This is a genomic window from Candidatus Cloacimonas sp., from assembly GCA_035403355.1.
Classification (GTDB): domain Bacteria; phylum Cloacimonadota; class Cloacimonadia; order Cloacimonadales; family Cloacimonadaceae; genus Cloacimonas.
Window position 1 is genome coordinate 1 of sequence record DAONFA010000022.1, and the last position, 12,473, is coordinate 12,473.

Annotated in this window: 14 protein-coding genes; 1 reads left to right on the forward strand and 13 read right to left on the reverse strand. The window is 39.3% G+C overall.

The genetic code is table 11. The features are described 5' to 3' along the window. Positions 1-565: 565 nt before the first annotated feature. The 5 genes from PLE33_06375 to PLE33_06395 all read right to left on the reverse strand — a co-directional run bounded on the left by PLE33_06375 (position 566) and on the right by PLE33_06395 (position 4,628). Positions 566-1,027: a YccF domain-containing protein gene (locus PLE33_06375; protein ID HPS60873.1), complete on the reverse strand. Its 462-nt coding sequence runs from the start codon at positions 1,025-1,027 to the stop codon at positions 566-568. 497 nt (positions 1,028-1,524) lie between these two features. Beyond that, the gene (locus tag PLE33_06380; protein ID HPS60874.1) at positions 1,525-1,830 is read right to left on the reverse strand and encodes a hypothetical protein; all 306 of its coding nucleotides are present in this window, start codon (positions 1,828-1,830) and stop codon (positions 1,525-1,527) included. A gap of 590 nt (positions 1,831-2,420) precedes the next feature. Then, positions 2,421-2,873 (reverse strand): hypothetical protein, encoded by a 453-nt coding sequence (locus PLE33_06385; GenBank protein HPS60875.1) that lies wholly within the window; start codon positions 2,871-2,873, stop codon positions 2,421-2,423. After that, positions 2,848-3,618 carry a hypothetical protein gene (locus PLE33_06390; GenBank protein ID HPS60876.1) on the reverse strand — a complete coding sequence of 257 codons (771 nt, stop codon included), beginning with the start codon at positions 3,616-3,618 and terminating at the stop codon, positions 2,848-2,850. Before PLE33_06390 ends, PLE33_06385 begins: the two co-directional genes overlap by 26 nt. A gap of 8 nt (positions 3,619-3,626) precedes the next feature. Next, on the reverse strand, positions 3,627-4,628 hold the full coding sequence (locus PLE33_06395) for a hypothetical protein (protein ID HPS60877.1): 1,002 nt from the start codon (positions 4,626-4,628) through the stop codon (positions 3,627-3,629). Positions 4,629-4,968: 340 nt separating this feature from the next. Here PLE33_06395 and leuS point away from each other — a divergent pair, with 340 nt between their 5' ends. Beyond that, positions 4,969-7,452, forward strand: coding sequence for a leucine--tRNA ligase (gene leuS / locus PLE33_06400; GenBank protein ID HPS60878.1), 2,484 nt, complete (start codon positions 4,969-4,971; stop codon positions 7,450-7,452). Positions 7,453-8,311: 859 nt separating this feature from the next. Here leuS and rplQ read toward each other — a convergent pair. From rplQ to map, 8 genes are read right to left on the reverse strand one after another with little or no spacing between them, the layout of a single operon-like run. Continuing rightward, complete coding sequence (gene rplQ / locus PLE33_06405) at positions 8,312-8,719, reverse strand: 50S ribosomal protein L17 (GenBank protein HPS60879.1); 408 nt, start codon at positions 8,717-8,719, stop codon at positions 8,312-8,314. Then, complete coding sequence (locus PLE33_06410; GenBank protein ID HPS60880.1) at positions 8,709-9,890, reverse strand: DNA-directed RNA polymerase subunit alpha; 1,182 nt, start codon at positions 9,888-9,890, stop codon at positions 8,709-8,711. Before PLE33_06410 ends, rplQ begins: the two co-directional genes overlap by 11 nt. Positions 9,891-9,915: 25 nt before the next feature. After that, positions 9,916-10,533 (reverse strand): 30S ribosomal protein S4, encoded by a 618-nt coding sequence (gene rpsD / locus PLE33_06415; GenBank protein ID HPS60881.1) that lies wholly within the window; start codon positions 10,531-10,533, stop codon positions 9,916-9,918. A 9-nt stretch (positions 10,534-10,542) separates the two neighbouring features. Next, entirely contained in the window at positions 10,543-10,932 is a 390-nt protein-coding gene (rpsK, locus tag PLE33_06420; GenBank protein HPS60882.1) for a 30S ribosomal protein S11, read from the reverse strand. Positions 10,933-10,941: 9 nt separating this feature from the next. Then, positions 10,942-11,310, reverse strand: coding sequence for a 30S ribosomal protein S13 (rpsM, locus tag PLE33_06425; GenBank protein HPS60883.1), 369 nt, complete (start codon positions 11,308-11,310; stop codon positions 10,942-10,944). An 11-nt stretch (positions 11,311-11,321) separates the two neighbouring features. Next, complete coding sequence (rpmJ, locus tag PLE33_06430) at positions 11,322-11,438, reverse strand: 50S ribosomal protein L36 (GenBank protein HPS60884.1); 117 nt, start codon at positions 11,436-11,438, stop codon at positions 11,322-11,324. 40 nt (positions 11,439-11,478) lie between these two features. Next, positions 11,479-11,697, reverse strand: a complete 219-nt coding sequence (gene infA / locus PLE33_06435) for a translation initiation factor IF-1 (GenBank protein HPS60885.1) — start codon at positions 11,695-11,697, stop codon at positions 11,479-11,481. 11 nt (positions 11,698-11,708) lie between these two features. Next, positions 11,709-12,470, reverse strand: a complete 762-nt coding sequence (gene map, locus PLE33_06440; GenBank protein ID HPS60886.1) for a type I methionyl aminopeptidase — start codon at positions 12,468-12,470, stop codon at positions 11,709-11,711. Between the last annotated feature and the right edge of the window lie 3 nt (positions 12,471-12,473).

Below are 12,473 nucleotides of genomic sequence, written 5' to 3' on the forward strand. Positions count from 1 at the left end.
CTGTCAAAGCTGAAGCTCGGTTTAGAGTTAAAACAAAAATTCGTCGCGAAGTCACTATTTCTGAACAATTCCAACTCAACCCTGCAAATGTGAAAAAGAAAATCCTTTACGATTGTGGAATTTGAGGGGTTGGTGAAATTCGGTTGCCAGTGTGCAGGATTCTTGTTTTAACTCACAATTTTGAAATGAGGAAACCAGTAAAAGTGCGGTTGCCATTGTTTGCAATTTGTGAGTTGTGGTTTCAGTGATGGCTGTGGCAAAATTGTAAGTCAAAACAAGCTGTTTGCATCGTGAATTTTACGAGAGGGGTGTCCTACAGCTACGATTTTTTTGTGTAGCCGGAGCTCGCTGAGACACCGCAATTTTTTCCTGGTTGCCATTTTACATTCATTCTAAATTGGGCATTCTCAATCCGGGTACTCTATATCTTTATAATATCAGTGAAATCCTTTAGAGACAATAACTCGTCACGAGTCCTCACTGCCATAACCCGGCATAAATATGAAAAAGGGTTTTTGGCAGTGACGACTCCTGACTTCTTACTTTTAAATTGGCCGATAAGTAACTAATTGTTCGCTAAATAACTGTTTACATTCTTTTGTTCTTTACGGTTTTCAATTTCCTTAGCTACAGCTACAGGAACACATGTCTTATTAACGGGATTAAAATATGTTCCCAAACTTTTTGCTAAAACAAGTGCTGCCGGAATACCGATAATGGAAATAAATAAACCGGCAATTTGGAACAATGTTAAAACACAAAGAACCAATCCAAAAGGAATATAAAAAATCGTAGCAATTATTCCAAAGGTCTTCCAAGCTTTGTTCTGCTCAATATTCAGGTCTTTTTTGCTGACCATTGAATAGCTGAAAGGAGCTAACAAAAATTTGCCAAATTGGATAAGACCTAAGCCGATAGGTGCACCAATCACTGAAATGATAAAAATGCCACCAACAATAAAAGCGGTTAGAGCGGTCATAAAACCGCAGAACGGGAAGTGCCACAGAATGTTTGCTAAAACTCGCATAACATTTCTCCTTTTTTTGAATTTATGCTATACTTTTAACTTTACTCCAGTTGTCAAGCACAAAAAATGCAATATGAATTATTTGGCTTTCTATTATTGCTGTGATAAATAGTCAAGCTAAACGATGCGGTTACGGATATACGAATGGATAAACAAAACAGATTTCCTATTATCCTCTCATTTTTTTTTAACTTGTAATCTCTGCCAGCGTAGTTTTATTTTTTGCTGTCCGATGTATCTAAATTGATATAGTTAGGGCTAAATAATAATTAAATAACACTATAGCGTATTCTGCATTGGGATAGTGAATTTTCTATTTTTGCAAATATCTTTGGCAAACTCATTTAAGAAAAATTTGGCTTTTTGGGTAAAGAATGACTTTGCTACCTCCATTGTATCTTATAAGCTTATCTAATTTAAAGCACAGAAAGCTTATTATTTGCCTTTAGGCAAAGATAAATTAGTAAAATTCTTATAATTTACTGTCTGATATGTTGTTATTGCTTGTTTTCTGGCTCTGGTTTTCTTACTGTTGCATCAATAACTTGATTAAGCGTTGCTCTGGTACTTATAGAGATATCGGCTAACACTTTGACCAATTCAGCAATTGCTATTAAAATTATCGCACTTACGATTGCTCCTACAAGTGCTAATATACCAAATGGCCATAAATCGCCTTCTACTTTAGATATAACTATCGCACCTATCAAACCGGTTACAACCATTAAGAAAGAAAATATCTCAAGAACTATAGAAATTACTCTCAAAGCGGGATAATGAACCGGTTTGTAATAAATGTTCATCGCATAAGGATTGAACTGAGCATTCTCGTTAGTAGGAGAATTAGAACAAGAAGGATCTACATCTTCTTTTTCTATTGATCGATATAGTTTTATTTTCTTATCTACAAGTAAAGTTTTGAACCAAGATTTTTCAAAAGCTTACCTAAGAATTATCTACTTTGTTTAGGTTTATGCCCAATAATACATTCGGGGAAAATGCATTGGCAAATTCTTCTTTTACCAAAGGCACCAATTGTTGCTTAATGATTTCAAGTGGTCTCGCAATTGCTATATAGCCGTAAGACAGTTCAGATAAGCCAATCTATTTAGCAATCATTCATTGAGGATACAATTTTGGCTATCCAAAATCAGCGAAACTTTTGTTTATTGAGGTTGTGAGAAAGGCATTCCCCGTATCTGAATTCAGCAATCCGATAGCTAAGATTGCCTGTTGAATTTATCTGGCTTTGCTATTTCCTTAATTAGCTATATCGTAATGACTAAAAACCGGTAGCACGAACTATCAACAACCGAAGAATATAATTTTTGCTTGCCAACAGTTCTTGATACCGGCAAATAATGTTTTTGTTATCTAACTTGGATTTAAGACCTTATTTACGAGAACGAATAGCGGTAGAGAAACTATTGCGGATATCTCTCTGCGCTTTCACATTAAAAAATCCCTTTGCTGCTATAGGAAGAGTTATAAAATTGCCATCTACCGTGTAAACAGTGCCTTCTGTCTGATAAGGGTCTGTTTTTTGCGTAACCAGATAGCGGTTTGCTCCAATAATGCTATCCCAGGTTAAGTTCAAATTTGTTCCATTGATAGTTAGAACAACATTATTGGGACTAAAATCAGCTGTAAAGAATTTGTATTCAGGCATACTTTTCTGACCGCGGGCATTGGTAATAAACATAACGAGCTGATATTCACCATCCTGCTGTAAATGCACAATGCTTGCTTCCAAAGCTACTGTAATATCCGTTGCCGGATTAGTAAGTGCATAAGTATAAACCTCTTCGGGATTAGCTCCGCTACCGGGAAAAATACCAGCAAACACTATTTATAACGGGTTGAGAATAGGAAGACAGATAGAGGAATTTATACTCATTCAAACTCCAGTAACCGGCATTATTTTTCACTCGGACACCCAGCAAATGCATTCCAGGTGGAACATTTTCATCAGTAAGCTCAAAATTAAACAGGTAGGAATTTTCTTCCCTCATACGGGAAGAAACAGGAATTCCATTTCCCTGCCCCGGATCATTATCCACAAACATTTCTGCGTAAGTAATAGGACTGATACCGGCTGCCCCTTTAAAAACTACTTTGGAACAATTGGCACTCCAAAAGCCCTTGGCATCTTGACAGCGCACAAACAAAAAATGCAAGCCACTGGAAAGACCATTAGTAGAAATTGACTCTGTACATAAGATATCCGAACTTCCAGTAAAAGCCAAGGCAGTGCCCAAATGATAACCGGGATCAGTATCGTAAAAATATTCCAGATAAGTAATCGGAGTATTCAGGGAGGATTGTTTTAAAATAAATTTACTGTTCAATAAGCTCCATTTTCCGGTTTCATCTTTGGCACGGAGATATAATAAATGCAAGCCATCTGATACATTTTGCAGGTTAACATCAAAACCGGTATTGATATCTGCAGACGGAGTAATAGGCACCTGAGTTGCCAATCCCAAGCCCGGATCCGTATCAAAATAATATTCTACCTGAGAGATGTTTACACTCCCCAAGAATAGAAAACCGGCAAAACAAAGGCAGAAACACAATAAAATGCGTTTCATTTTGCACCTCAATTGTTGGAACGAGCTTTTATCTGAACAGGAATTACAAACCCAGTTGCAGGAGCAGTAAATTCATAAATGGTAGGAATGGCAGGAATTCCCGATAAACGGTAGGGTTCTAAACCGCCAAAAATTCCGCAATCTTGTCCATTGATGCCTGCTCCAATAGCCGAAGAACCAGGAAAAAGCTGATAATAACCATCCTGAGAACCAGTTGCTACATAAATATCACCCGGAACATCATACAAATTTCCTTCTCCTGTTATATTTGCATTAGTTTGCCAATTCCAGTTGCTTATCGCACGAAATACATTATGGTGAAACGAAGTTGCAGGATTATAAGAAAAACTAAATTCCCATCCCTGGCCGAAAAACCAGAATATGCAATTATAAACATCTGCGTTATAAAAGAGACAACTGTTATTAGTGATATTATTAGCAAAGATTCCACTGCAAGTTTCTGTGGAATGAAAGCATTCACCGGTTGAAGCTGCTATGAAATTATTAGCTATTAGATAATTTGCTGCCATATCAGCATATATTGATTGACCATTCCAATCTTCGCAATTAACAAAATTTTGAAGGATAATGCAATTGGAAGCATAAATACCTATCCTGTTAATATAATTGCGCTGAACTACTATATTAGGTATATTTGCTTGCAGATAGTAAATTGTCATTCCGCTAACTAATGAACCGCTGGAACCGGAATTAAAAATAATGTTGGCTACTTTAGCAGGGGTAAGATTATTTTGCAGACCGGGATTTTGATTCAGAAAATAGCCCGGTCCAATAATCGTTAATGGACGAGTTAAAGTTACATCACTATAAGTGGAAGGTGCTCCATAAACATACAGAGTATCATAATCGGCTACATCTGATGAGGCACAAGCAACATCTAAATTGTTAAAATTTGCAGCCATTCCAGGAATGCTATTTACATTCCAGACAGTGGAAAAGATAGCACTTACCAAAAGTGCCAGGACGAGAGTAAATAAGGGCTTTTTCATAATAGTAACTCCTACTATAAATATTTTGTTCTATACTTATCTTGCCATTAAAATGTCAAGTGTTTTTTTATCTTTTTGTAAATTTAGCTTTAAGATAAATCAGAACCTATTGCCTATATAGTAGTTAACTTAAGAAATTTTATTTTAACTAACAGTTTTTCGGTTTGTAGAACCGTTGTAGAACGGGTGAAAGTGAAAATGTTCTTGGGGTGTAGTTACATTGAAGGCAGGTGAAAATTGTAAACCAAAATCCGGATTGCAGCTTTTGCTTGACAATTATGCGCTCTAACAGATTTTGCAATGTGCTATAAGATAAAAAGATACACTTGGGAGAAAGAAAATGGAATACAGGTTTAATGAAATTGAAAAGAAATGGCAGAATATTTGGCGGGAAAAAGGGATATTTAATGCCCCCGATACAAGTTCCAAGCCCAAATATTATGTTCTTTCAATGTTTCCTTATGCATCAGGAGTTCTTCATGTAGGGCATGCTTCCAATTACTTTATTGGAGATGTTATATCGCGCTTGAAAATGATGGAAGGTTTCAATGTGATGCAGCCCATTGGTTATGACGCTTTTGGTATGCCCGCGGAAAATTTTGCGATTGAGCACAATTCCCATCCGCGCCTTACTACTGAAGAAAACATTGCCGCGATGCGTATTCAATTTGACAGTATGGGTTTTGGTTTTGACTGGAGCAGAGAAATCAGCACTTGCCGTCCGGAGTATTATCGTTGGGGTCAATATCTTTTTAAGAAGTTATATGAAAAGGGCTTAGTTTACCGAAAAAAGGGATTTCAGAACTGGTGTGATAAATGTCAGACAGTTCTTGCCAACGAACAGGTTGTAGATGGTCACTGTTGGCGTTGTGGAAGCATTGTAGAACAAAAAGAACTGGAGCAATGGTATTTCAGAATTACTGAATATGCAGAAGAATTGCTGGATTTTTCCAAAGTGATTGATTGGCCTGAGCGAGTAATCACAATGCAAAAGAATTGGATAGGCCGTTCGGAAGGCGCTAAAGTTGATTTTACTTTAGAAGGGACAAACGACAAAATTCCGATTTTTACAACTCGTCCGGATACTATTTACGGAGTAACTTTTATGGCTTTGCCTCCGGAGCATCCTTTGGTGCAAAAATGGCTGAAGGAAGAACCGGATAATAAAGAACTGCAGGATTTTTGCCATAAAGTTATCAATGAGGATAAAGTTCTGCGCAGTGCAGAGGAGACAATAAAGGAAGGAATTTTCAGCGGTCGTTATGCGATAAATCCTTTTAATGGAGATAGAATTCAGGTTTGGATTACTAATTATGTTCTTATGGATTACGGAACGGGAGCAGTTATGGCTGTTCCGGCACACGATCAACGCGATTTTGAGTTTGCCCGAAAGTATCATATCCCGCTTAAAATAGTAATTCAAAAACCCGATATGTCCTTAAAAGTGGAAGAAATGCAGGAAGCGTATATAGAACCGGGAATTATGGTAAATTCTGCTAAGTTTAACGGGATGGATAGTGCAGAGGCAATTTCTGCAATCACCAATTGGGCTGTGGAAAACGGTTGGGGCGAAAAAACCGTTAGTTATCGTTTACGGGATTGGTGTATTTCAAGGCAGCGATATTGGGGCAATCCTATTCCGGTTATCCACTGCCCCCATTGTGGAATAGTTTTAGTTCCGGATGAGGATTTACCGGTTGAATTGCCGGATAATGTTCAAGTAGGCAGAACTACCCAAAATCCGCTGTTGAGCGTCCCGGAGTGGATAAATGTTCCCTGCCCGAAATGTGGAGCTCCGGCAAAAAGAGAAACTGATACAATGGATACCTTTGTAGATAGCAGTTGGTATTATGCTCGCTACACAGACCCTAATAATAAGCAAGAACCCTTCAGTAAAGAGCTTGCTGATTATTGGCTTCCTGTAGATCAATACATTGGCGGAATTGAACATGCCTGTATGCATTTATTGTATGCCCGCTTTTTCCATAAATTTATGCGTGACTTGGGTTGGGTAAATTGTGATGAACCCTTTGCCCGTTTACTTACCCAGGGTATGGTTACAAAAGACGGAGCCAAAATGAGCAAGTCCAAAGGCAATGTTGTTGATCCGAAATATATTATAGATCGCTATGGAGCAGATACTTTGCGCACTTTTTTGCTTTTCGCCTCACCCCCCGAAAAAGATGTGGACTGGAGCGATGATGGCATTATGGGTGCTTTCCGTTTTTTGAACAGGGTTTGGCGATTGATAGATAGTAATCTGGAACTTATTAAACGCGGTTTAGGGCTAAATGAATGCGCGGATGTTATTTCTGAAAGAATTAAAGAGCTGCGTTATGAAACCCACTATGCTATTTATAGATGGCGAGAGGATTGTTTATCCCGTTTGCAATTTAACACTGCCATTGCCACTTGTATGGAATTCTTGAATGCTATCTTGAAAATTAAAGAACCGGAAAAATTGAATGCCGCGGAACTGAAAATTTATGCTTTTGCCTGTGCTACTTTACCTAAATTGCTGTATCCCTTTGCACCTCATATTGCAGAAGAGCTTTGGCAAAAAATAGGCAATGAAAATATGCTTAACGATTGTGGCTTACCGGAATATGATGAACGCTATCTGATACAGGATAAAATAACTTATGTAATTCAGGTGAACGGTAAACTTAGGGGAAAGATTGAAGTTGAACCAGATATTACTGCAGAAGAAATTAAGCGGATGGCTCTGGAAGCTGAAAATGTTAAACGCTATATAGCAGAACAGGACATCAAAAAGATAATTGTAGTTCCCGGAAAAATGGTCAGTATTGCAGTTGGTAAATAATATAAATCAAGAAGACGGAAAACAGAAAATAAAAATGTTTGTCACTTAGCCCTTCGCTTTCAGCCCTCTACTAAAAGACCTTGAGGGTTTTAGGGAACCGGGAAAGTGAAAAAAGCACTCGGGGTTTACTTTTCCCGAGGGGCTTACGCCGCCGTCGCTATTTTAGTGTCGCCCTTAGGGGCTTCGGAAGGACGATGTCCTCATCGTCCAAGCACGAGAAGAGATTGAACAGGAGGTCAGCATTGCGATGTCTCTCTCAGGGGCTTTTTTTTTCGGAAGGACGATGTCCTCATCGTCCAAGCACAAGAAGAGATTGAACAGGAGGTCAGCATTGCGATTTAGTCCTAAGGGGCTTTTTTTTCGGAAGGACGATGTCCTCATCGTCCAAGCACAAGAAGGGGTTGACCAGGAGGCCAGCATTGCGATTTAATCCTTAGGGGCTTTTTGTCTCGGAAGGACGATGTCCTCGTCGTCCAAGCACAAGAAGGGATTGACCAGGAGGTCAGCATTGCGATTTAATCCTTAGGGGCTTTCAAGCATAGAGCAAAAGGTGAAGAGTTTGTTTTCCCTTTTTTTCAAGTGTATCACTTTTCGCTTGCCAACTCGTACCATTTTTTATTGCCATCCACAGCATTAAGGACTAATAACGCCGGTAACTATATAGTGATAAAATAGCTGTCGTCGTTATTAGTCCTATGCGGTAAAGGGATAGAGAAGAAATCCAGGTAAAGATGACTTCTGACTTTCAATATATACGCAGATGCTTTTGGGATAACATTATCTTTTCTTCTTGGTAAAAATCCTGTTCAATCCCAATTTGTAATCAATTCTTTTATCTGCGTAATCTGCGAGTGTATTTTTACTTATTCAGGTCTTTAGCTTTGATGGCATCCTTCTTAGGTTTGATAGTGGATTCTTCCACAAACTGGATAATAGCCATCGGGGCATTATCCCCTCTGCGAAAACCTGCTTTCAACACCCGGGTGTAACCCCCGTTTCTGCCTTCAAAAGCCGGGGCAATTTCGTCAAATAATTTTTTAACCAGGGTTCTATTGCCCAGAACGCTATAAGCCAGGCGTCTGGAATGGACAGTGTCATTTTTACCGTAAGTGATTACGCGTTCTACATATCTTCTCAATTCTTTTGCTTTCGGGAGGGTTGTCTTCAGCTGTCCATGTTCTATCATTGATTTAACAAGATTTCTCATCATCAAGCGGCGGGCATCCATTTCCCTGCCAAATTTTCTTCCTTCAACTCTATGTCTCATTTTTCACCTTCTTTTTGGAGCCGGGAACCGGCTTACGCACTGTTGCAGTAGTTACTGGTTCTTTGGTCTTTTTTTCTTTGGGTGCAGGTTTTTCAGCAACCGGTTTGGTTTTAGGTTTTGCCTTTGTTTTTGTTTCTGAAACCTTGGTTTCTTTTTCTTCAACCGGAAGGACACCTCTGTTTCTCGCTTCTCTAATTTGACGGTAAATAGAATCAACATCCATTCCGAGGTGTAAATCGTAAGTTTTTAGTTTTTGCATTATTTCTTCCAGAGATTTTTTACCGAAATTCCGGAATTTAAGCATCTCGGGTTCCGATTTAGAAACCAGATCGCCAATAGTATCAATTTTTGCCTGGGATAAACAATTGGCAGCGCGCACGCTAAGTTCAATTTCGCGAACATTTTTCGCCAATTTTCTTTCCAATTCTTCCAATTCGGGGTCTAATTCTATATCGCGTATGTATTGCGGTTCAATTTCAAACAGAGATATTTTAGCTGCCATATCTTTCAAAATCTTGGCAGAAAGAAATAGCGCAATGGATGGTTCTGTAGCACCATTGGTAAAAATCTCCAGAATTAAGCGATCGTAATTCATTCTTTCTTTCACCCGTTGATGAGTAACACTGAAATTTACCTTCAGCACAGGTGAATAGATAGAATCAATCGGAATAAAACCAACCGCTTTACCCTCGGGATTTTGTCTATCTGCGGAAACATAACCCCTTCCGATACCTACAATCATTTCCAGCCGAAAATCAATATCATCTACCACTTCCAGCAGATAAAGGTCTTTATTGATAATTTTCACATAGGAATTTTCCTGAATATCAGAGGCATGGATTTGCCCTTTTCCTTTGTGTTCAAGAACCAATGATACTTCTTCTATGGAACTGGAATATATAACAAGTTTCTTTAGTCGCAAAATTAGATCAATGTAATCAGAATTTGTTCCCGGAATAGGACAAAATTCATGATGCAAACCCTCAATTCGGACAAAACGAATCGCTGCCCCTTGAATGGAAGATAGCAAAATCCGACGCAAGGTATTTCCCATCGTGGTGCCAAATCCCGGTTCCAGAGGACCGATTTCAAACTTGCCGTAAGTGCGGGAATATGTCTGTTTATCATAATCCACGCCTTCGGGCATTTGTAAAGGTTCAAGATACATCATAGCTGCTCCTTAAGCTTGTAACATATTACTTGGAGTAGAACTCAACAATAAGACGCAGGTCACAAGTAACCGGAATCTCACTGATTGCGGGAAGGGAAAGAAATTGACCGCGGAAATTTTCTTTATCTATACTTAACCAGGAATAAGGTGATGAGGCCTCTGTTTTATCCATCGCTTCCAATAGAGGTTTCATTCCTTTGCTCTTGGGACGCACTTCAATGATGTCTCCCCCCTTAAGCAAATAGGAAGGAATATCCACTTTCCTGCCATTAACCAGAAAATGACCATGATTAACGAATTGACGCGCCTGCATTCTGGTTACGGCAAAACCCATCCGATAAACAACATTATCTAAACGGCGTTCCAATAGCAATAATAAATTATCACCTGTAACACCGGGAGCTTTGGCAGCTTTCTTAAAATAATTGCTGAACTGCCTTTCCAGTAAATTATAGGTATTGCGTAGTTTTTGCTTTTCCCGCAAGTGCAAATTGTAATCGGAGGGCTTACGATGCATAACTCTGCCATGCTGCCCGGCTGGAAATTTGCGTCTGCTTAATACTTTATCATATTTTGCATTGCCATAGATATTTTCTCCAAATCTACGACAAATTTTTGCTTTAGGTCCTGTATATCTTGCCATTATTACTCCTTATATCCTTCTGGTTTTAGGTGGACGACAGCCATTATGCGGAATAGGAGTAGCATCTTTAATCATCGTAACTTTCATCCCGGCTGCATTTATTGCCCGAATTGCGGATTCTCTTCCGCCTCCGGGACCTTTAACAATCACTCCAACCTTCTGAATTCCCATATCCAAACCTGCCTTAGCTACTTCTGAAGCGGCAACTTGAGCTGCAAAAGGAGTACTTTTACGAGAGCCCTTGTTACCAACTTTGCCTCCGCTTGACCAGGCAAGAACATTTCCCGCTCTATCAGTTAAAGTAACAATAGTGTTATTAAAACTGGAATGAACAAAGAACAGTCCTTCATCAAAGGCAAGGCGCACTCTTTTTTTCTTAGTTCTGGTTTTTGTAGCCATTATCCTCTCCTATTTCTTTCTCTTTATTGTGTTTCCGCGAGGACCTTTGCGGGTTCTGGCATTAGTATGAGTTCTCTGTCCGTGGACAGGAAGTCCGCGTTTATGTCTTAAACCGCGATAGCAACCAATTTCCATCAACCGTTTAATATTCATCGCTACCTGAGTTCTAAGAGAACCTTCAACAACATATTCATTCTGAATAATATCCCGCAGGATTTTTTCCTCTTCAATGGTAAGATCGGCTACTTTTTTCATTTGATCAATGTTCGCCTTATTACAGATTTCTATGGCACTTGACCTGCCAATTCCATAGATATAAGTTAACCCAATAAACAAGCGTTTGTTTTTCGGAAGTTCAATACCAGCTATATGTGCCAAGTTTTTCCTCCTTAACCCTGTCTTTGTTTATGTTTGGGATTTGAACTGCAAATAACCCGGATTATGCCGTGGCGTTTAATAATTCTGCAGTCCTTGCAGATTTTTTTAACGGAAGCTCTCACTTTCATTATCATCTCCTTGTTATAGCCCAAGGGCTTATACAATCATTCATTTATAACGGTAGGTAATTCTGCCGCGGGTAAGGTCATAGGGCGAAAGTTCCACTTTAACTTTATCTCCCGGCAGAATTCTAATATAATTCATTCTCATTTTCCCTGAAGAATGTGCCAATATTTCATGACCATTTTCCAGGGTTACGCGAAAAGTTGTGTTGGGTAGTGCTTCTGTCACCACTCCTTCCACTTCAATAACACCGGATTTACTCATAACTAATTTCCTCAACCGGCAACTGTTAAAATTTCGGGTGCACCATCGGTTACTAAAATAGTATGTTCAAAATGAGCAGATAAACTATTATCCGCCACTTTAAATTCCCAACCATTTTCCGATACACGATTTGTGCCGATATTAACCATCGGTTCAATCGCTAAAGTCATTCCTGCAGCTAAACGAGGACCTCTACCCTGTTTTCCGATATTAGGTATCATTGGCTCTTCGTGTAAATCCCGTCCAACTCCATGACCGGTTAAATCATCCGCTACAAAATAACCCTTGAATTTCACAAAAGAGCCAATCGCATAAGAAATATCGCCTACACGGTTTCCCGGAATAGCGGCTGCAATTCCTCTGTAAAGAGCATCTTTAGTTACTTGCAAAAGGTCTTCTGCTTCTGCGGATATTTTTCCTACTCTGTATGTTCTGGCTGCATCCCCGTTATATCCATCAAGAACTACTCCAAGATCAATTCCGATGATATCGCCTTCCTGCAAAATCTTTTTGGCGCTGGGAATTCCATGCACAATCTGTTCATTGATAGAGGCACAGATAGAGCCGGGAAACGGAGGTAAACTATCCACCCGGTATCCCTTAAATGAAGGGCTGCCACCTCTACTGCGAATAAAATCCTCAGCATATTTATCCAGTTCCAGAGTGCTAATTCCGGGACGAATAATTTCTTCCAGAGCGTCCAGCAGGCAACCTATAATCCGGCAGCTTTTGCGCATTTTTTCTATCTCAGTGGGCGATTTGATGTATATCATATT

Excerpts from the sequence above, each read along its gene's own strand:
- leuS (HPS60878.1), top strand. The coding sequence starts at position 4,969 with ATGGAATACAGGTTTAATGAAATTGAAAAGAAATGGCAGAATATTTGG.
- PLE33_06395 (HPS60877.1), bottom strand. The coding sequence starts at position 4,628 with ATGAAAAAGCCCTTATTTACTCTCGTCCTGGCACTTTTGGTAAGTGCT.
- map (HPS60886.1), bottom strand. The coding sequence starts at position 12,470 with ATGATATACATCAAATCGCCCACTGAGATAGAAAAAATGCGCAAAAGC.
- rplQ (HPS60879.1), bottom strand. The coding sequence starts at position 8,719 with ATGAGACATAGAGTTGAAGGAAGAAAATTTGGCAGGGAAATGGATGCC.
- infA (HPS60885.1), bottom strand. The coding sequence starts at position 11,697 with ATGAGTAAATCCGGTGTTATTGAAGTGGAAGGAGTGGTGACAGAAGCA.
- PLE33_06375 (HPS60873.1), bottom strand. The coding sequence starts at position 1,027 with ATGCGAGTTTTAGCAAACATTCTGTGGCACTTCCCGTTCTGCGGTTTT.
- PLE33_06410 (HPS60880.1), bottom strand. The coding sequence starts at position 9,890 with ATGATGTATCTTGAACCTTTACAAATGCCCGAAGGCGTGGATTATGAT.
- PLE33_06380 (HPS60874.1), bottom strand. The coding sequence starts at position 1,830 with ATGAACATTTATTACAAACCGGTTCATTATCCCGCTTTGAGAGTAATT.
- rpsK (HPS60882.1), bottom strand. The coding sequence starts at position 10,932 with ATGGCTACAAAAACCAGAACTAAGAAAAAAAGAGTGCGCCTTGCCTTT.
- rpmJ (HPS60884.1), bottom strand. The coding sequence starts at position 11,438 with ATGAAAGTGAGAGCTTCCGTTAAAAAAATCTGCAAGGACTGCAGAATT.
- rpsD (HPS60881.1), bottom strand. The coding sequence starts at position 10,533 with ATGGCAAGATATACAGGACCTAAAGCAAAAATTTGTCGTAGATTTGGA.
- PLE33_06390 (HPS60876.1), bottom strand. The coding sequence starts at position 3,618 with ATGAAACGCATTTTATTGTGTTTCTGCCTTTGTTTTGCCGGTTTTCTA.